At 74.6% G+C, this 17,440-nt stretch carries 16 protein-coding genes and 1 pseudogene; 6 read left to right on the top strand and 11 right to left on the bottom strand.

From position 1 onward, the window contains the following. The 5 genes from ESG85_RS19780 to ESG85_RS19800 form a co-directional block, all read right to left on the bottom strand. A complete protein-coding gene (locus ESG85_RS19780) occupies positions 1–1,791 on the bottom strand; it encodes an alpha/beta hydrolase (RefSeq protein ID WP_128981060.1) in 1,791 nt (596 codons plus the stop codon). Positions 1,792–1,884: 93 nt separating this feature from the next. Further along, a complete protein-coding gene (locus tag ESG85_RS19785) occupies positions 1,885–2,622 on the bottom strand; it encodes a TIGR04222 domain-containing membrane protein (RefSeq protein WP_128981063.1) in 738 nt (245 codons plus the stop codon). Between the two features lie 48 nt (positions 2,623–2,670). Further along, on the bottom strand, positions 2,671–3,786 hold the full coding sequence (locus ESG85_RS19790; RefSeq protein ID WP_128981065.1) for a TIGR04222 domain-containing membrane protein: 1,116 nt from the start codon (positions 3,784–3,786) through the stop codon (positions 2,671–2,673). Positions 3,787–3,793: 7 nt separating this feature from the next. After that, the gene (locus ESG85_RS19795) at positions 3,794–5,311 is read right to left on the bottom strand and encodes an MbnB/TglH/ChrH family RiPP precursor modification enzyme (RefSeq protein WP_128981196.1); all 1,518 of its coding nucleotides are present in this window, start codon (positions 5,309–5,311) and stop codon (positions 3,794–3,796) included. Between the two features lie 127 nt (positions 5,312–5,438). Beyond that, complete coding sequence (locus ESG85_RS19800) at positions 5,439–6,155, bottom strand: peptidyl-tRNA hydrolase (RefSeq protein WP_246095168.1); 717 nt, start codon at positions 6,153–6,155, stop codon at positions 5,439–5,441. A 96-nt stretch (positions 6,156–6,251) separates the two neighbouring features. On the opposite strand from ESG85_RS19800, the gene ESG85_RS19805 reads away from it, so the two are divergent. Genes ESG85_RS19805 through ESG85_RS19815 form a run of 3 tightly spaced genes read left to right on the top strand, consistent with a single transcriptional unit; the run spans position 6,252 to position 8,495 of the window. Next, complete coding sequence (locus ESG85_RS19805; protein ID WP_128981069.1) at positions 6,252–6,926, top strand: AIM24 family protein; 675 nt, start codon at positions 6,252–6,254, stop codon at positions 6,924–6,926. Between the two features lie 13 nt (positions 6,927–6,939). After that, on the top strand, positions 6,940–7,848 hold the full coding sequence (locus ESG85_RS19810) for an ABC transporter ATP-binding protein (protein WP_128981071.1): 909 nt from the start codon (positions 6,940–6,942) through the stop codon (positions 7,846–7,848). Then, on the top strand, positions 7,845–8,495 hold the full coding sequence (locus tag ESG85_RS19815; protein WP_128981073.1) for an ABC transporter: 651 nt from the start codon (positions 7,845–7,847) through the stop codon (positions 8,493–8,495). The genes ESG85_RS19810 and ESG85_RS19815 overlap by 4 nt, the downstream gene beginning before the upstream one ends. 167 nt (positions 8,496–8,662) lie before the next feature. Here the strand turns inward: ESG85_RS19815 and ESG85_RS19820 are convergent, their stop codons facing one another. The 6 genes and pseudogenes from ESG85_RS19820 to zapE all read right to left on the bottom strand — a co-directional run bounded on the left by ESG85_RS19820 (position 8,663) and on the right by zapE (position 14,198). Continuing rightward, positions 8,663–9,595 carry a polysaccharide deacetylase family protein gene (locus ESG85_RS19820; protein ID WP_246095169.1) on the bottom strand — a complete coding sequence of 311 codons (933 nt, stop codon included), beginning with the start codon at positions 9,593–9,595 and terminating at the stop codon, positions 8,663–8,665. Positions 9,596–9,751: 156 nt separating this feature from the next. Continuing rightward, entirely contained in the window at positions 9,752–10,630 is an 879-nt protein-coding gene (locus ESG85_RS19825) for a PPK2 family polyphosphate kinase (protein ID WP_128981075.1), read from the bottom strand. 111 nt (positions 10,631–10,741) lie between these two features. After that, positions 10,742–11,041, bottom strand: a pseudogene (locus ESG85_RS19830) (acyl-CoA-like ligand-binding transcription factor); the annotation flags it as partial. 66 nt (positions 11,042–11,107) lie between these two features. Further along, positions 11,108–12,478, bottom strand: a complete 1,371-nt coding sequence (locus ESG85_RS19835; protein WP_128981077.1) for an alkaline phosphatase PhoX — start codon at positions 12,476–12,478, stop codon at positions 11,108–11,110. A gap of 180 nt (positions 12,479–12,658) precedes the next feature. After that, a complete protein-coding gene (locus tag ESG85_RS19840; RefSeq protein ID WP_128981079.1) occupies positions 12,659–13,087 on the bottom strand; it encodes an OsmC family protein in 429 nt (142 codons plus the stop codon). A gap of 34 nt (positions 13,088–13,121) precedes the next feature. After that, the gene (gene zapE, locus ESG85_RS19845; protein ID WP_128981081.1) at positions 13,122–14,198 is read right to left on the bottom strand and encodes a cell division protein ZapE; all 1,077 of its coding nucleotides are present in this window, start codon (positions 14,196–14,198) and stop codon (positions 13,122–13,124) included. A 51-nt stretch (positions 14,199–14,249) separates the two neighbouring features. Between zapE and ESG85_RS19850 the strand changes: the two genes are divergently transcribed. The 3 genes from ESG85_RS19850 (at position 14,250) to murC (ending at position 17,432) form a co-directional block, all read left to right on the top strand. After that, a complete protein-coding gene (locus tag ESG85_RS19850; RefSeq protein ID WP_128981083.1) occupies positions 14,250–15,041 on the top strand; it encodes a pyrimidine reductase family protein in 792 nt (263 codons plus the stop codon). A gap of 106 nt (positions 15,042–15,147) precedes the next feature. Beyond that, positions 15,148–15,618: an indole-3-glycerol phosphate synthase gene (locus tag ESG85_RS19855; protein WP_128981085.1), complete on the top strand. Its 471-nt coding sequence runs from the start codon at positions 15,148–15,150 to the stop codon at positions 15,616–15,618. A 422-nt stretch (positions 15,619–16,040) separates the two neighbouring features. Beyond that, entirely contained in the window at positions 16,041–17,432 is a 1,392-nt protein-coding gene (gene murC / locus ESG85_RS19865; RefSeq protein ID WP_128981089.1) for a UDP-N-acetylmuramate--L-alanine ligase, read from the top strand. Positions 17,433–17,440: the final 8 nt, after the last annotated feature.

Raw genomic sequence — 17,440 nt, forward strand, 5'->3', positions numbered from 1 at the left:
TCACCGTCCGGCGCCCAGCCGGGCGGTGATCCCTCGACCCGGAAGATCAGACGGCCGGCGGAGTTCCGCCTGCCGCTCCAGCGACACCGGGTCCGGCTCCGGGTGCGGCGCGCATGACGCGCGCCGCACCGGCGTCCCTTCCTTCCCGTCCTCCGCCTTCGCGACGGCCGGCACGGCACCCGTGAGCAGATAGCGCTCCAGGTAGCCGTTCACACAGGCGTTCGGCCCGCCCGCGGTGCCGTGGGTGCCGGCGTTCCGCTCGGTCACCAGCGCCGCGCCCGCCAGCCTGCGCTGCAGCTCCAGGGCTCCCTCGTACGGCGCCGCCGCGTCCCGCTCCGCCGCCAGGATCAGCACCGGCGGCAGCACGCCTCGCCCGGTCCGCACGTCCAGCGGCTTCTGCCGCGGCGCCTTCCAGTACGCGCAGGGCAGGTTCGCCCACACGTTGTCCCAGGTCTCGAACGGGGCGAGCTTCGCGAGCCGGGTGTTGTCCCGGTCCCACAGCGCGAAGTCCTCCGGCCAGGGCGCGTCGTTGCACTCCACCGCCGTGTAGACGGCCGTCGCGTTGCCCGGGTCGGTGCCCTCGGCCGCACCCGCACCCGCGTTCGTGCCGGCGCCGTCCGGCGCGGCCACCGGCGGGGCCGGCGGGGCGGCCTGGGCGACCAGCGGCTTCGGGTCGCCCGCCAGATACGCCCCGAGGGCGCCCGCCCGGGCGGGCCAGAACCGGTCGTCGTACAGCGCCTGGAGCATGGCCGAGTGCAGCTGCCCGGGGCCGACCTTCCCGGCCGCCGGCGCGGCGGCCAGCTCGGCCCGCACCTTCTCGTAGTTCTCGGCCACCTCGCCGGGCGTCGCGCCCAGGCCGTACACCGCGTCGTGCTTCGCCGCCCAGGTGCGGAAGTCCGTCCAGCGGCGCTCGAAGGCGAGCGACTGGTCGAGGTTGTGGACGTACCAGATCCGCTCCGGCGCCGGGTTCACCGGCGCGTCGAGGACCATCCGGCGCACCCGGTGCGGGAACAGCGTCGCGTACAGCGCACCGAAGTACGTGCCGTACGAGGCGCCCAGGTACGTCAGGCGGCGCTCGCCCAGCGCGGCCCGCAGCACCTCCAGGTCGCGGGCGTTGTTGAGCGAGTGGTAGTGCCGCAGTGCCGCGCCGGTGCGGCGGGCGCAGCCCTGCGCGTACGTCCTGGCGCGGGCGATCCGCTCCTGCTTGAAGACCTCGGACGGCACCGTCGGCGCGAGCGTCGGGCCCTTCGCGCGGTCGGCCGGGTCCTGGCAGGAGACCGGCGCCGAGCGGCCCACCCCGCGCGGGGCGTAGCCGACGAAGTCGTACGCGGCGGCGATGCGCCGCCAGGCCGGCAGGTCGGCGGCGAGCGGGAACCAGGTGGAGGAGGCGCCGGGGCCGCCCGGATTGTGCACCAGCGCGCCCTGCCGGCCGTCCGCCGGGCCCGAGGCCTTCACCCGGCTCACGGTGAGCGGGATGCGCGTGCCCTCGGGGTGCGCGTAGTCGAGCGGGACGCGCACCGTGCCGCACTCCACCGGCGCGGGCAGCCGCTCGACCGCCGGACACGGACCGAAGCGGATGCCCTCGGCGGCGGCCTTCCCGGCCGCGACGGCGACGCCCCGGCTCTCGGCGGGCGGCGCGTCGACCGCCGGAGCCGTGGCCGGAAACGCGGCCGCCGGGGCCGTGGCCGCCGGAAGCGCGGCGGCAGGAGCGGTCTGAGCGGAGACGGAGGCGGGCCCCAGGAGGGCGGTGGGGGTGACGAGGGCGGACAGCAGCAGCGCGACGGACTTCATCGGCGCGTCCCCTTCTCTTTCCGGGCCCGGGCGGGCGGGGCGGCACGGGGCGACACAGGGATCGTTGGCGGCCGGGGCGGCCAAGTAAAGGAACTACGACGGGTGTCGGCTGTCATGTCCCCGAAAGGCCGCACGCAGCGCGGGTTCCAGGACGACCGTGCCGCGCCGCGCGAGCGCCGTCATCGGGTCCGTCGACGAGAGCCCGGCGAGCAGCCGCCGCCCGGCGGGCGAGGCCCAGCAGCCCGCTCCGCCGGCCCGCGCGACCAGCAGACACAGCCCGCCCGCCAGCAGCGGCATCGCGAACCACGCCGCCACCGGCACCCGCACGCCCTCCGGCACGAGCAGCACCGCGGCCGCGGCCAGCACCAGGGTCAGCAGGAACGCGCCGAGCAGCCCGCGCCCGCCCGCCACCGAGGTGCGCCGCTCCGCCTCGGGCAGCGCGAGCCCCCGTGCCACCAGGCCGTCCGCGAGCGCCCGTACGCACGAGGTGCCCGCGACCAGCGGCCGTACCGCCCGGACCGGGGACTGGCCGCCGGGCCCGATCGCCCGGAGCACCGCGCGCTCCAGCTCGTCCCGGCCGCCGTTCCCGTCCACGACGGTCGCCCAGCCGGTGTGCGCGAGCAGCACCAGACGGGCCTGATGCAGGCTCACCAGGGCCAGATCGGCGACCCGCAGCGGACCGCCCGCGAGGTACGCCGCCTCGACGACGGTCAGCTCCTCACCGCCCTCGCCCGGGCCCCGCGCGTCGACGAGCACCGCGTCCCGGCACACCCGCGTACAGGCCACACCCGTGACCACGAGCGAGACCAGGAGCAAGGGAACCCACACCATGATCCGGTTGTACGGGAGGGCGGACCGGCCCGCCACCGGACGGCCGGCTCAGGAACTGCCGGAGGAACAGGAGCTGCTGCTGGAGGAGGAACAGGAGCTGGACGAGGAGGAGGAGCAGGAACTGGACGAGGAAGAGCAGGAGCTGCCCCCGGAGGAGCAGGAGCTGCCGCCGGAGGAGCAGCTCGACGACGGCGAACCGGAACCCGAGCCCGAACCGGACCACGAGGAGCACGACACCCCGCCCCCGGAGCACGAGCCGCTCCCGGAGCACGAGCCCGCTCCGCCGCAGCCGCCGCCCCCGCTCTCCCCGCCGGCCGCCGCCGCGCACCACACGACCGGCAGCAGGACGGCCGCGTCGAGGGGGGACGAGGACGACGAGGACGACGAGGACCTCGCGTGGGAGGAGGCGGGGTGGATGACCGGCCGCGGCGGACGGTAGGTCCGGGCCGTCGTGGTCAGCTGCTCGCGCAGCCCCGGGTCCGGCAGCGAGCGCAGCCCCCGCAGGGCGACGAGCAGCCCCGGGTCCGCGTGGCCGCGGTCCCGCCCGTACGCCGCCACCGCGGCACGCCCGGCCGGGGTGACCCGCCGCCGCGCCCTGACCGTGCACAGGACCGCGGCGGTCAGCCAGGCGGCGAGCACCGGCAGCACCAGCAGGAAGAGCGGCACGCCTCCACCCGGACCGGTCAGGTCCGCCAGCGTGAAGAAGAAGGAGAACAGCGTCAGGACGCCGCCGAGGAACCCGAGGAACGTTCCCCACTGCGCGGCCGAGCGGCGCGGCCGGGGCTCCATGAGCAGCCCGCGTGCCGCGAGCGCGTCGCCGACCTCCTGGACGGCGGGGTGCCGCATCACGGCGATCCGCAGCGGTCCGAGCGCCCCGCTCGCCGCGCCGGCCAGCTCCTGGAGCACGGCCCGCTCGACCGGATCGTGCGCGGTCGGCCGCAGCACCCGCACGATGCCGGGGCCGCCGACCGCCAGACGCCCGTCGGCGTGCAGCGAGGCGATGGCCGTGTCGACGACCCGGGCCGGGCCGCCGTTCAGGAACGCCGCCTCGTAACGGTCGTGGACATGGCCGCCCTGGCCGCGCCCCAGCCGGCCCAGCTTGACGAAGAGCACGGCCGTGGCCGGCACGCCGACCAGGTAGGAGAAGACCACGAATCCGGTCATGGCTGCCTCACACCCTTCCCAGGGCCGTACGGATCCGGTGCCCGAGCCGGGCCGCCGGGCCCGGCGGCCGGACGCCCGCGCGTTCCCGCCACCAGGCGGTGAGCCGCTCGCGCGCCGCCGGGTCCTCGGGCCGCCCGGCGACGAGCAGCCCCTCGACGAAGTCGAGGGCGTCGTGCCGGTAGCCGTCCGTCATGGGCCGGTTCCTCGCGTACGAGAGGAACGCGGGCCGGTAGTCCTCGCCGAGGATGTCCGGCAGCTCGGGCGCCACCTTGGCCACGACGTCGGCCCGCTTGGCCGCGAGCGCCCGCCGCTGCACGCCGAGCCGCCGCACGTCGAACCCCTCGGGCGCGGGCGTCCCGGCGACCAGCGCGGAGAGCAGCGCCACTTCGGCGACACCGACCCGCTGGCGGGCGGCGTCGGGGGCGGCGGTGCGGGGGACGGGGACGGCGGTCCGGGCGGCCGGCGCGGCGCCCGGCGGGGCCGGGGCCGGGTCGGGTGCGGGTCCGGGTGCGGGCGGGGGTGTGGGCGTCTGTGCCGGAGCCGGTACGGATGAGGTTGCGGGGACGTGCTCCGGTGCCGGCACCGGCACCGGCACCGGCACCGGCATCGGGTCGCCGGAGACCCGCGCGCCCGCGCCGATGAGCAGCGGCCGGGACCGCGCGGGAGGCTCGGCGTCGACGGCGCCGGTGTTCCTCCGCGTGCTCGCGCTCGTCAGCGTCGTACGGATCGCGTCGAGTTCGGCGGCCAGCTCCTCCGGAGCGGGGAAACGGTCGTCCCGTTCCAGGAGCACGCCCGGCGGCGAGACCCGGGAGGCCAGGTCCGCCAGGATGTCCAGGACCGGCCGCGAGACCGGGTGGGCGTGGGTGTCGTGCCAGACACCGTCGCGCTCGAGACCGCCCGCCACGTGCACGTACGCGAGGGCCTCGACCGGCAGCGCGGCCAGCGCCTCGGCCGGGTCCTCGCCCCGGTTGACGCGGTTGGTGTGGAGGTTGGCCACGTCGACGAGGAGCCGCACCCCCGTGCGCTCCACCAGTTCCGCCAGGAACTGGCCCTCCGTCAGCTCCTCGTCCGGCCAGGAGACCAGGGCGGCGATGTTCTCCAGGGCGAGCGGCACCGGCAGCGCGTCCTGGGCGATCCTGACGTTCTCGCAGAGCACGTCGAGGGCGTCCCAGGTGCGGGGCACCGGCAGCAGGTGCCCGGCTTCGAGCAGGGGCGTCGCGGTGAGCGGACCGCCGGCCCTTACGAACGCGATGTGCTCCGTCACCAGCGGCGCGCCGAGCGACTCGGCCTTCCCGGCCAGCGCGGCGAGCCGCCCGGCGTCGGGCCGGTCGGCCCCGCCGAGCCCCAGCGAGACCCCGTGCGGCACCACGGTCACCCCGCGCGCCCGCAGCCGTGCCAGGGATTCGGGCAGGTGACCGGCGCAGATGTTCTCCGCGACGACCTCGACCCAGTCGACTCCCGGCAGCGCCTCGACCGCGTCCGCGATCTCCGGCCGCCAGCCGATGCCGACCCCGAGTTCCTTCATGTCTGCCATGTCCCCCTCCTTCGGTCCCCCACGTGATGGCCCCGGAGCGACCGTTCGAATCCGGTCGTGGAGACGTTCAGAGCTTGATTTGAGGTTTCGCCGCGCGAACCCGGCCGCGGGGGAGCCGTCAGGGTGCCACGACGCCGAGGGCCGGGAACTCCGACACCACCGTGCAGGAGCCCGGGGCGATCTCGGTGAACCCCGCGTCCCGGACGACCGGGAGTCCGCTCGTCGTGAGCCGCGCCCAGCGCTCCGGAGCCGCCGTGCGGACCGCGAGCGGGAAGCCGGCCGCGCGCCAGGCCTCGCGGTCGGCGTCCGGCAGCCGCCACCACAGCAGTTGGGCGCCGTGTCCGGCCTGCGCCATCGTCTTGCCCGCCGACATGTCGAGCTCCGGGTTGAGCCACAGCACGGCCGCGCCGTCCGGGACCGGCCCCGGCTCGGCCGGGTCGTCCAGGTCGGTGCCCGACACCTGGAGCTTGACGAGGTCCTTGGGCCAGCCGTCCAGCGGGACGGGCGGGAAGACCCGTACCTCCGTGCCGTGCGGCGTCGACACCGTGATGCCCGGAAGCGCCGAGGCCCGGCGCCACTCCGCGCCGCGCGCTCGGCGCACGACCTTGCGGATCCGCGCGTCCTGCCAGTCCGTCATGGCCCGCGCCCACTCGCCCTCGCCGGCGGAGCGCTCGTCGGCGAGGATCTCCAGGACCGCGCGGGCGGCGGACTCCAGGGCGTCGGTACGGGCCGGGGGCGCGGCCTTCTCGATGCGGACCACGAGCGGGAGGACGTACTGCGGCTTCTCGTCACGGGGGTCGGCGGCGGCCGGGGTCGCGGTGTCGTTGCTGCTCACCCGGCAAGTCTGCCATCGCGCGCCGGGCGGTTTCCCGCGGGTTTCCTCTTCGTCCCTTCTTGGAGGAACCATCGGTTCCGGGTCAGGATGCCTGACATGAAGAGCGATCTTTTCACCAGGGAGTACCTCGCCGAGACCGCGCCGGTGCCGGGGATGACCCTCCAGAACCCCAAGTCGGTCAAGTACACCGTGAACGGCGAGATGCACGCCCGGCAGGGCTCGATGATCGCTTTCCGCGGGAACCTGCAGTTCGAGCACAAGGGCCAGGGACTCGGCGGCCTGCTCAAGCGCGCGGTGACCGGCGAGGGCCTGGCCCTGATGGCCGTCCGCGGGCAGGGCGAGGCGTGGTTCGCGCACGAGGCGCAGAACTGCTTCATCGTGGAGATCGAGCAGGGCGACGCGCTGACCGTCAACGGCCGCAACGTGCTCTGCTTCGACCCCACCCTGCAGTACGAGATCAAGACGGTGAAGGGCGCCGGAATGACCGGCGGCGGCCTGTTCAACAGCGTCTTCACCGGTTACGGCAAGCTCGCCCTGATGTGCGAGGGCAACCCGATCGTCATACCGGTCACCCCGCAGGCCCCGGTGTGCGTCGACACGGACGCCGTCGTCGGCTGGAGCGCCCAGCTCCAGACCTCGCTGCACCGCTCGCAGTCCTTCGGCTCGATGATGCGCGGCGGTTCGGGCGAGGCCGTCCAGCTGCGCCTGGACGGCCAGGGCTTCGTCGTCGTCCGCCCGAGCGAGGCCACCCCGCAGAAGGTCTCCAACTGACCGGCGCACGGGCATGATCCTCGAAGGCGTCGGCCGCCGATACGGCCCGCGCGGGCCGTGGGTCCTGCGCGAGGTGGGGCTCACCCTGCCCGCGGGCACCCTGACCCGGTTCACCGGCGGCAACGGCACCGGCAAGTCGACCCTGCTGCGCCTCGTCGCGGGCGTCGACGCGCCCGGCGCGGGCCGGATCACCGGCCGCCCGGCCCGTACCGCGTACGTACCCGAGCGCTTCCCCGCCGCGCTGCCGCTCACCGCGGCCGGCTACCTCGTCCACCTGGGCCGGATCCAGGGCCTCGGCGGGCGGGAGGCCCGAGCGCGGGCGGCGGAGTGGCTGGAGCGCTTCGGCGCCGCCGCTCACCGCGACGCGCCGCTCGCCGAACTCTCCAAGGGCACCAGCCAGAAGGTGGCCGTGGCGCAGGCCCTGCTCGCCGAGCCGGGCCTGCTCGTCCTCGACGAGGCCTGGACCGGCCTCGACACCGGCGCCCGCGCCGCACTCGACCGCGCGGTGCGCGAGCGGGTCGCGGCGGGCGGCCGGGTCGTCTTCGTCGACCACGACCCGCGCCGACTGGCGGGCGAGGCGGACGCCGAGTACGTGGTCGCGGAGGGTGGCGTGCGCCGGGCGGAGCCGGAGTGCGTGGTCGCGGAGGGTGGCGTGCGCCGGGCGGAGCCGGAGGCGCCCGTGCTCGCGCAGGTCCGTGTCACCGCCTCGGGAGGCGTCCACCCGCCACCGGGCATCGAGGGCTTCGCGACCGAACTCCCGGGCGGCGCCGGCCGGCTGACCGTCACCGTCGATGCCGCCCGCTCCGACGAGGTGCTGCGCACGCTCCTCGACGCGGGCTGGCACGTCGAGGACCTGCGCACCACGGTCACCGCCGCCCGCCCCGAGGACACCGCCCGCGCCACGGAAGGCGTGCGCGGATGACCGCGCTGCTCCGCTATCACGCCGCGCTGCTGCTGCGCTCCCAGCGCTGGCTCGCGCCCTTCCTCCTCTACGCCGTCTTCGTCGGCATCGGCGTCCAGGCGGGCGAGCCGGTGCTCGGCGCGCTCGGTTACGCGGTGGAGGGCCTGGTCCCGGTGACGGCCTGGGCGGTGCGCATCTGCCTGAACCAGGAGCCCTCGGCCGCCCGCACGGTGACCGCGGCGGCGGCCGGCCCGGCCCGGGCCCATGGGGCGGCGGTCCTGACGGCGACCGGCGCGGTGCTGCTCGTCGGGGCCGTCGCCGTCGTCGCGGTGACCGCGTTCGGCGACCCGAAGGGCGCGAGCCCGCTCTCGGCGGGCGCCGCAGGCCTGCTCGCGGCGGCCGTCTGCGTCCTGACCGGCACGGCCGTCGGCGCCCTGACCACCCGTCCCCTGATCAGGTCCCGCGGCTGGTCCCTGACGACCCTGCTCCTCGCCTCGCTCCTCGCCCTGGTGACCACGGGTTCCCCGGCCGCCGGCGCGGTCTCGGCCCTGGTCACCGCCGCGGGCCCGGGCACGGTCCCGTACCCCTGGCCCGCCCTGGCGGGCGCCGTGGCCCTGGCGGCGACGGCCGTGACCCTGGCGTGCAGGACCACGGCCCGGCGCGGCTGAGCGCGTCCTCCTGGCGGTGCCCGCAACGAGTACGTCATCAGCGCCTTGCCGCCGATGGCCCAGACGGCCTTGGCCACCGGATCGTAGGCGCTCCTGCGAATGGTCCGCGGTGTCCGTGCTCCTGATGTACGTGTCCGACAGCCGCTTGATGATGTTGCGCGCCCCGGTCAGGACATCAGCTCCGAGACCTTCACGAAGCGGTAGCCCTTCGCGCGGAGCTCCGGGACGATGCGCCGGATGGCCCGCTCCGTCACGGGGGCCGCGCTGCGGGTGCAGTGCATGACGACCAGGGAGCCGGGCTTCACGCCGTCGAGGACCTGGTCGGCGACCGCGTCGGCGTCCTTCGCGAAGGCGTCGCCGCTGACCACGTCCCACTGCACGGCGGTGACGCCGGCCGGGGCGAGGGCGCGGCGGGCGGCGTCGTCGTAGCAGCCGCCGGGGAAGCGGAAGTACGGCACGACGTTGGTGGCGCCGGCGTCGCGGAAGGCGTCGAAGGCCCGCTGGACGTCGGCCGCCATGTCGGGCCGGGCGACGGTCGGCAGTCCGTAGCAGGGTTCGGCGAAGGCGTAGTGGCTGTAGGAGTGGTTGGCGATCTCGAAGAGGGGATCGTTGCCGATGGAGCGCGCCTGGTCCGGGTACTCCTCGGCCCACCGTCCCGTCATGAAGACGGTCGCGTCCACCTTCAGCCGGCGCAGCGTCGCGATGAGCTGCGGGTTGTCGAAGTGCTCGCCGCGGGCGGCGCGCGGGCCCTGGTCGGCGGTCATGTCGGCGTCGAACGTGAGCGCGACGACCTTCTCGGCGCTCTTCGCCCGGTGGCTGTAGACGGCGGTGAGCCCGCCGGCGCCCGGGGCGAGCGTCGGCGGGGCCTTGCGGGCGGGCCGGGCGGGCGCGGCCTGGTGCCCGGCGGCGGGCGGCACGGCCTTCGCGCCGGGCGCGGCCGAGGACGGTGCGGCCGACGAGGCGGGCGAGGCGGAGGTGGTGGGTGTGGCGGGCGAGGCCGGTGCGGCAGGTGCGGGTGAGTCGGCCGCGCCCCCGCCGCAGCCGACGAGTACGGCGCCCAGCAGAGTCAGCGCCGACAACTTTCGTGCAGGATTGGTCACCCACGGAAAATATCCGATCAGATCGGCTCGTCGTTCGCGGCTCGACAACGGCAGGGCCCGAGTCCACGCGACGAGCCGACGCCCCACGGTCTGGGAAGCCCGCCCGCCCTTCGCGCCGGAAGGGCGGGCACGCGCCGCGTCACCGAGGGGCGCCGCTCACGACGCCAGCAGCCTCGCCCGGCACTCCGCCACGTCGAAGTCGCCCTTCGGATACCGCGGGTCCAGGTCCTCCAGGTGCTCGAGGAGGAGGCGGCTGATCGCCCAGTTGCGGTACCACTTGCGGTCCGCCGGGACCAGGTACCACGGCGTCCGCTCCGTCGCGCAGCGCCGCAGGGCGATCTCGTACGCCTCCTGGTACGCCGGCCACAGGGCCCGCTCCTCGATGTCGCCCGCGTTGAACTTCCAGTGCTTCTCCGGGTCGTCGAGGCGGCGCAGGAGCCGGGCGCGCTGCTCCTCGTACGAGAGGTGGAGGAAGACCTTCACCACGGTGACGCCGCCGTCCGCGAGGGACTTCTCGAAGCCGGCGATCTCGCCGTAGCGGTTCTCGATCTCGGTGCGGGGGACCAGCTCGCGGACCCGGGCGATCAGGACGTCCTCGTAGTGCGAGCGGTCGAAGATGCCGATCTCGCCCGGCTCCGGCAGCGCCCGCGCGACGCGCCACAGGAAGGGATGGGCGGCCTCCTCCTCCGTCGGCGCCTTGAACGCGCGGACGCGGCAGCCGGACGGGTTGAAGTGGCCGATCACGTGCTTGACCGTGCCGCCCTTGCCACTGGTGTCCATGCCCTGGAGCACGAGCAGCAGCCGGCGCCGGTCGCCCGCCGTGCTCGCCGCGTACAGCCGCTCCTGGAGCTCCGCCAGGCGCGGCGCGAGGGTGGCGATCGCGGCGAGACCGGCCTGTTTGCCGGCCGGACCGCCGGGCGTCCCGGCGGCGTCGTACGCGGAGAGGTCGACCGGCTCGCCGACGGGAAGCCGCAGCAGCCGGCGCAGCGACGGCTCGTCCCGGCCGGTCTTCGTCTTCGCCTTCGTCCTCGGCATCCGCCCGCCCGCCTTCCTGCCGCCCGTCGGACCCCCGGCCCCGGGCCCTCGGCCCGTGCCGTTCGCCCTGCCGCTCCGCGCTCTGCCGTGTCGCTCTGTCGCTCTGCCGTTCTACCGATCCTGCGCGTCCAGCGCCCGTGACACCACCGCGAACGCCCGGTCGAGCAGTTCCAGCGGGTCCTCCGCCGCGTCGGTGTCGCTCCAGCGCTGCAGCGCCGTGTGGAAGGCGACCAGCGCCGTTCCGGCCGCGAGCCGCGGATACAGGTCGGCCGCCGGGTCGAGGCCCTGGCGGCGTGCCGGCTCCGCCGCCAGGGCCTCGCGCCACTCGGCCTGCCGTTCCAGGAGGCGGGCCAGCAGGGCCGGCGTCCGGAGGATCAGCTGGACCACCCGCAGCGCGCGGGCCGCGTCGTCGACGAAGCCCCGCGCCTCCGACCCGCCCGCGGTCAGGCCGGTACGGTGAGGCCCGGTCGCTCCGGATCAGGCGTACGCCCGGTCCCACGGCCCCCGTACCGCGAACGTCGTCCCCGGTGTGTAGCAGTTCACGTACATCGTCCTGCCGTTCGGCGAGAACGTGACGCCCGCGAACTCGCCCCACTCCGGGGCGTCCGGGGTGCCCAGGTTCTGGGCCCCTCGCGCGACCGCGTACACCTCGCCCCTCCGGCTCACGCCGAAGACGTGCTGCGCGCCGTCGCCGTCCTCGCAGACCATCAGGCCGCCCGCCGGGGCCAGGCAGATGTTGTCCGGGGACTCGCCGGGGAGCCGGGGGTCGGTGTCCGGGCCGAAGACGACGACGAGCGTGAGGCGGCGCCGGCCCGGCTCGTACTTCCACACCTGGCCGAAGTGCGTGGCGCCCGAGCCGTCCGACACGCGGGCGAACGACGACACGAAGTACACCGAGCTGCCGCCCCAGTAACAGCCCTCCAGCTTCTGCGCGTGCGTGATGCCCCGCCGGCCGAAGTCCTGCAGCCGGATCGGCGTCTCGGCCGCCGACGGGTCGGGTACGGGCACCCACTCGATCCCGTCGAAGCGCGTGCCCGCCTCCCGCACCACCGACAGGTCCGGCACGCCCGGCACCCGCATCGCCTGCAGCGCGCCGCCCGCGCGCAGCGAGCCGGTGCCGCCGAGCGGCTTCTCCGGCAGGAAGCGGTAGAACAGGCCGAAGGGATGCTGGAAGGCGTCCTCCGTCTCGTACACGATCCCGCTGTACGGGTCGACCGCGACGGCCTCGTGCTGGAAGCGGCCCATCGCGGTGAGCGGCACGGCCCCGGTGCGGCGCGGGTCGGCGCCGTCGACCTCGAAGACGTAGCCGTGGTCCTTGGTGTAGCCGCTGGTGCCCGCCTTGTCCTCGGTCTCCTCGCAGGTCAGCCAGGTGCGCCACGGCGTCGGCCCGCCCGCGCAGTTGACGGCCGTGCCCGCGATGGCGACGCGCTCGTCCAGGACCTCGTCGCGGCGGTCGAGCGTGAGGGCGGTGCAGCCGCCCTTGGCCGCCGGGTCGTAGGTCAGCCCGTCGACGACCGGTACGCCGATCTTCCCGGTGGTGCGGTTCTCGTGGTTCCGTACGAGGTGCACCCGGCCGCCGCGGCCGGCGAAGGCGCCCATGCCGTCGTGGTTGCCGGGGACCGGACCCTCGCCGGAGCGGAGCGGGTCGCCCTGCCGGGACAGGACCTTGTAGTGGAAGCCGGCCGGGAGGTCGAGCAGCCCGTGCGGGTCGGGGACCAGCGGGCCGTAACCGGAGTGGCGGCCGAGCGCGGCGGAGGCGGCGGCGGTTCCCGTGAAGAGTTCGGAGAGGGCGCCGGTGAAGGCGATACCCGCGGTGGCGGTGAGGATCTGACGTCGTGTTGCGGACATGAGGCAACCCACTTCCTGTGGCGGAACCCCCATGCCGGAGGCCATGGGGGTGGTACAGGACTGCGTGTGTGGTGTGACGTGTGACCCGCATGTGTGTACCACGCACGGTGGTGACCCGTGAACCATGCGGGTCCACGTTGCCTCAGGAGGCGGACGGGGAGACGGACCGGAGGCGAGGGCTCAGGAAGCCAGCTCGGCCGTCAGCGTGATCTTCGTGCCCGTCAGCGCCTGGCTCACCGGGCAGTTCTTCTTGGCGTCCTCGGCCAGCGCCTGGAACTGCTCCGCGTCCAGGCCCGGCACCTCGCCCCGTACGGTGAGGTGGCTGCCCGTGATGCCCGTGCCCGGCACGAAGGTGACCTCGGCCTTGGTCTCCAGGCGCGTCGGCGGGGTGTCGTTCTTGGCGAGGATGTTCGAGAACGCCATGTTGTAGCAGGAGGAGTGTGCGGCGGCGATCAGCTCCTCCGGGCTGGTCACCCCGTTCGGCTCCTCGGTGCGGGCCGGCCAGGAGACCGGGTACGAGCCGATGCCGGAGGAGTCGAGCGTCACGACGCCCGATCCCTTGAGCAGGTCACCCTGCCAGACGTTGTGGGCGGTACGCGTAGCGGCCATGGTGCATCCCTTTCGATCGGGTACGGCCCCCAAGCTACTGCGCCACGAGCCCCTTCGCGTCGCGTGCCAGGGCCGTGAGCCGGGAGATCGCCCGGAAGTACTTCTTCTTGTACCCGCCGTTCAGCATCTCGTCACTGAACAGCCGGTCGAACGGCAGTCCGGAGGCGAGCACGGGTATCTCGCGGTCGTAGAGCCGGTCGGCGAGCACGACGAGCCGCAGCGCCGTCGACTGGTCGGGCACCGGCCGGACGTCGGTCAGGCAGACCGCGGTCAGGTCGTCGGTCAGCGCGCCGTACCGGCTCGGGTGGACCCTGGCCAGGTGTTCGAGCAGGTGCGGGAAGTCGTCGAGGGAGGCGCCGGGCGTGGCGTACGCCGTCCTCGCGACGGTCTCGTCGTCGTACGGGGCCGGGGCCTCGGGCAGGCCGCGGTGGCGGTAGTCCTCGCCGTCGATGCGCAGCGGCCGGAAGTGTGCCGACAGGCCCTGGATCTCGCGCAGGAAGTCGGCGGCGGCGAAGCGTCCCTCGCCGAGCTTGCCGGGCAGCGTGTTGGAGGTCGCGGCGAGCGCGACGCCGTTCTCGACCAGGCGGCTGAGCAGGGAGGACACCAGGACGGTGTCGCCCGGGTCGTCGAGCTCGAACTCGTCGATGCACAGCAGCCGGTGCCCGCTGAGGGTCTGCACGGTCTGCTGGAAGCCGAGGGCGCCCACCAGGTTGGTCAGCTCCACGAAGGTGCCGAAGGCCTTGAGCGCGGGCTCGGCCGGGGTGGCGTGCCAGAGGGAGGCGAGGAGGTGGGTCTTGCCGACGCCGTAGCCGCCGTCGAGGTAGACGCCGCGCGGGCCCGCCGGCGCCGCCTTCTTCGGTGCCTTGGAGAACCAGCGGCGCTTGCCCGCGCCGGTCGCGTGGGCGCCGCCCAGGGTCTCGGCGAAGCCGCCGAGCACCTTGACGGCGTCGATCTGGGTGGGCTGGTTCGGGTCCGGGATGTACGTGTCGAAGCGCACGGAGTCGAACCGCGGGGGCGGCACCATCTCCGCCACCAGGCGGTCGGCGGGGACGTGGGGCTCTCGGGAGCAGAGCGAGAGCGGGGCGGCTTCGGTGGAAGACGCTTCGGTCATGGCACGAGTCGACACAGTTATCCACTCTAAGCGCCGTGTCAGACTGCCGGGATGCGACGCCTGTTCCCTGTGACGGACATGACAGCTGCCGACCTCCCCCGCGACGCCCCCGATCCGGACCGGGAGTGGTCCTTCGACGAGCTCGCCGACGCCTACGCCTACCCGCCGGAGGCGGAGACGGTGCCGTGGCTGCGGGCCAACATGGTGTCCTCGCTCGACGGGGCGGGCCAGCACGACGGCCGCTCCCAGCCGCTGTCCTCCGAGACCGACATGCGGATCTTCGGGATCCTGCGGGCGCTGGCGGACGTGGTCGTGGTCGGCGCGGAGACGGTACGGCTCGAGGGCTACCGGCCGGCCCGGGCGCGGGAGGTCTTCGCGGAGCGCCGGGCGGCGGCGGGGCAGGGCCCGGCCCCGGTGATCGCGGTGGTGTCCGCCTCGCTGGACCTCGACTTCTCGCTTCCGCTCTTCACCGAGCCGCTGGTGCCGACGCTGGTCCTCACCGGCGCCGCGTCCTCTCCGGAGCGGCGGGCGGAGGCCGAGCGGGCGGGCGCGGAGGTGGTGATCGCGGGCGACGGGCCGGGCGTCGACCCGGAGCGCGCGGTGGCGGCGCTCGCGGAGCGGGGGCTGCGGCGGCTGCTGACCGAGGGCGGGCCGCGGCTGCTCGGCCAGTTCGTGGCCGCGGACGTGCTGGACGAGCTGTGTCTGACGGTCTCGCCGACGATGACGGCGGGCACCGCGCAGCGGATCGCCGGAGGGCCCTCGGTGGAGGTTCCGAAGCGCTTCGCCGTGGCGTCGCTGCTGGAGCAGGACGGCTTCCTCTTCACCCGCTACCGTCGGATCTGACAATCGGCGGAATTTGTCGTTCCGCTTAGCGTCCGCTGGGCACACTTACTCTCGCAGTCCCCGTGGGGCCACGGGGAAGGATGGTTTCCGCAGAAGGGCTCCTGAGGTGTTCACAAGCGTTCTGATGATCGAGAAGCCCCTCACGTCCGTCGACGTGGACTTCGTCACCACCCTGCACGGTGACGAGCGGGTCGCGTTCATCGTGTTGATGCAGCCGCGGGGTGACCAGGCCGATGTCCTGCTGCGCGCCATCGACGACGTCGCCATGGGCGAACTGAAGGAAGCGGCGCGCGAGGGCGACAAGCCCGAGGGCAAGGACGCCAGGCCGGTGGCCGAGCAGGCCCTGGAGGTCTCCCTGAGGGCACTGAGAAACGCGGGCTGCGAGGCTGTCGGGCAGGTGGTCGAGGACCATCCGCTGGACAAGATGAAGACGGTGGTCGACGAGTCCTCGGCCGACGAGGTCATCGTCCTGACGGCCCCGCACTACGTGGAGGAGTTCTTCCACCGGGACTGGGCCTCCCGAGCCCGCCACAAGGTGGGCGTCCCGGTCCTGAAACTCTTCGCCCACAGCGAGTAACCCGAACGCCGCCCGCCGCCATCGCACCACGGCCGCCACCCGCACGGCGCCGCGCCGTAGTGGTGCGGCCAGGAACAAGGAGCGAAGGCGCCGCTGAGGGCGCCGTCCCGTGTGCCCACCCGTCCCGCCCTGCGGGACGATTGCCCACACGGGGGTGGGTGCGGCTGAGGCCCCGCGCAGCCGGGAGGGGGTCATACGGGGGTGGGTGCGGCTGAGGCACCGCCCCGCCCCGCCGGGCGCGGGTCCACACAGCGGGGACACCAGACCGCACCGCCCCGCCGGGGCGCGACGACCGCGCCGCCCCGCCGGGCGCGAGCCCACACCGCCGTCCCGGCGGGTGCGGGCGCGCGTGGCCGGGGGGCGGTGGGGCGAGCCACTAGGCTGGGGGCTCGTCATCGTCACGTACCCGGGGAGAGAACCGCATGGCACCCGCCATCCCTGCCGCCATGGACCGACCGCACTTCATCGGCATCGGCGGTGCCGGAATGTCGGGCATCGCGAAGATCCTCGCCCAGCGGGGCGCCAAGGTCGCCGGCAGTGACGCCAAGGACTCGGCGACCGCCGAGTCCCTGCGGGCCCTGGGCGTCACCGTGCACATCGGTCACGCCGCCGGGCACCTCGCCGACGACGCCTCCGCCGTCGTCGTCTCCAGCGCCATCCGCGCCGACAACCCCGAGCTGGCCCGCGCCGCCGAGCTGGGCATCCCCGTCGTGCACCGCTCCGACGCGCTCGCCTCGCTCATGGACGGCCTCAGCGCCGTCGCCGTCGCCGGTACGCACGGCAAGACCACCACCACCTCGATGCTGTCCGTCGCCCTCACCGAGCTCGGCCTCGACCCGTCGTACGCCATCGGCGGCGACCTCGCGGGCCCCGGCACCAACGCCCGGCACGGCGAGGGCGCGATCTTCGTCGCCGAGGCCGACGAGAGCGACCGCAGCTTCCAGAAGTACGACCCGGCCGTGGCCATCGTCCTCAACGTCGAGCTGGACCACCACGCCAACTACGCCACCATGGACGAGATCTACGAGTCCTTCGAGGCCTTCGCCGCCAAGATCCGCCCCGGTGGCACCCTCGTCGTCGGCGAGCACGCCGGCGCCCGCGAGCTCGCCGCGCGGGTCTCCGGCAACAAGGACCTGACCATCCTGACCGTCGGCGAGGACGAGGGCGCCGACGTCCGGATCCGCCGGATCACCCCGAAGGGCATGACCAGCGAGGTCGTCGTCGTGATGGACGGCACCGAGCACGTCTTCACCGTCTCCGTGCCCGGCCGCCACTACGCCCACAACGCCGCCGCCGCGCTCGCCGCCGGCTCCCGCGCCGGCGTCGACCCGGCCGAGCTCGCCCAGGCCCTCACCGCGTACACCGGCGTCGGCCGCCGCCTCCAGCTCAAGGGCGAGGCCGCCGGCGTCCAGGTCATCGACTCGTACGCGCACCACCCCACCGAGATGACGGCCGACCTGGAGGCCATGCGCGGCGCCGCCGGCGCCTCCCGCCTCCTGGTCGTGTTCCAGCCGCACCTCTTCTCCCGCACCCAGGAGCTCGGCCGCGAGATGGGCGAGGCCCTGGCCCTCGCCGACGGCTCCGTGGTCCTCGACATCTACCCGGCCCGCGAGGACCCGATCCCCGGCGTCACCAGCGAGCTGATCATCGACGCCGCCCGCGCGGCCGGCGCCGACGTCACCGCCGTCCACGAGAAGTCCGACGTGCCGGACGTGATCGCGGGAATGGCGAAGCCCGGCGATCTCGTTCTCACCATGGGTGCGGGCGACGTCACGGACCTGGGTCCGCGGATCCTGGCCCAGCTGGCCGGCTGACCCGCCCT

This window comes from Streptomyces roseicoloratus (assembly GCF_004117935.1).
Taxonomy (GTDB): domain Bacteria; phylum Actinomycetota; class Actinomycetes; order Streptomycetales; family Streptomycetaceae; genus Streptomyces; species Streptomyces roseicoloratus.

Excerpts from the sequence above, each read along its gene's own strand:
- murC (WP_128981089.1), top strand. The coding sequence starts at position 16,041 with ATGGCACCCGCCATCCCTGCCGCCATGGACCGACCGCACTTCATCGGC.
- ESG85_RS19815 (WP_128981073.1), top strand. The coding sequence starts at position 7,845 with ATGACCGCGCTGCTCCGCTATCACGCCGCGCTGCTGCTGCGCTCCCAG.
- ESG85_RS19825 (WP_128981075.1), bottom strand. The coding sequence starts at position 10,630 with ATGCCGAGGACGAAGGCGAAGACGAAGACCGGCCGGGACGAGCCGTCG.
- ESG85_RS19790 (WP_128981065.1), bottom strand. The coding sequence starts at position 3,786 with ATGACCGGATTCGTGGTCTTCTCCTACCTGGTCGGCGTGCCGGCCACG.
- ESG85_RS19785 (WP_128981063.1), bottom strand. The coding sequence starts at position 2,622 with ATGGTGTGGGTTCCCTTGCTCCTGGTCTCGCTCGTGGTCACGGGTGTG.
- ESG85_RS19835 (WP_128981077.1), bottom strand. The coding sequence starts at position 12,478 with ATGTCCGCAACACGACGTCAGATCCTCACCGCCACCGCGGGTATCGCC.
- ESG85_RS19840 (WP_128981079.1), bottom strand. The coding sequence starts at position 13,087 with ATGGCCGCTACGCGTACCGCCCACAACGTCTGGCAGGGTGACCTGCTC.
- ESG85_RS19850 (WP_128981083.1), top strand. The coding sequence starts at position 14,250 with ATGCGACGCCTGTTCCCTGTGACGGACATGACAGCTGCCGACCTCCCC.
- ESG85_RS19810 (WP_128981071.1), top strand. The coding sequence starts at position 6,940 with ATGATCCTCGAAGGCGTCGGCCGCCGATACGGCCCGCGCGGGCCGTGG.
- ESG85_RS19805 (WP_128981069.1), top strand. The coding sequence starts at position 6,252 with ATGAAGAGCGATCTTTTCACCAGGGAGTACCTCGCCGAGACCGCGCCG.
- zapE (WP_128981081.1), bottom strand. The coding sequence starts at position 14,198 with ATGACCGAAGCGTCTTCCACCGAAGCCGCCCCGCTCTCGCTCTGCTCC.
- ESG85_RS19780 (WP_128981060.1), bottom strand. The coding sequence starts at position 1,791 with ATGAAGTCCGTCGCGCTGCTGCTGTCCGCCCTCGTCACCCCCACCGCC.
- ESG85_RS19795 (WP_128981196.1), bottom strand. The coding sequence starts at position 5,311 with ATGAAGGAACTCGGGGTCGGCATCGGCTGGCGGCCGGAGATCGCGGAC.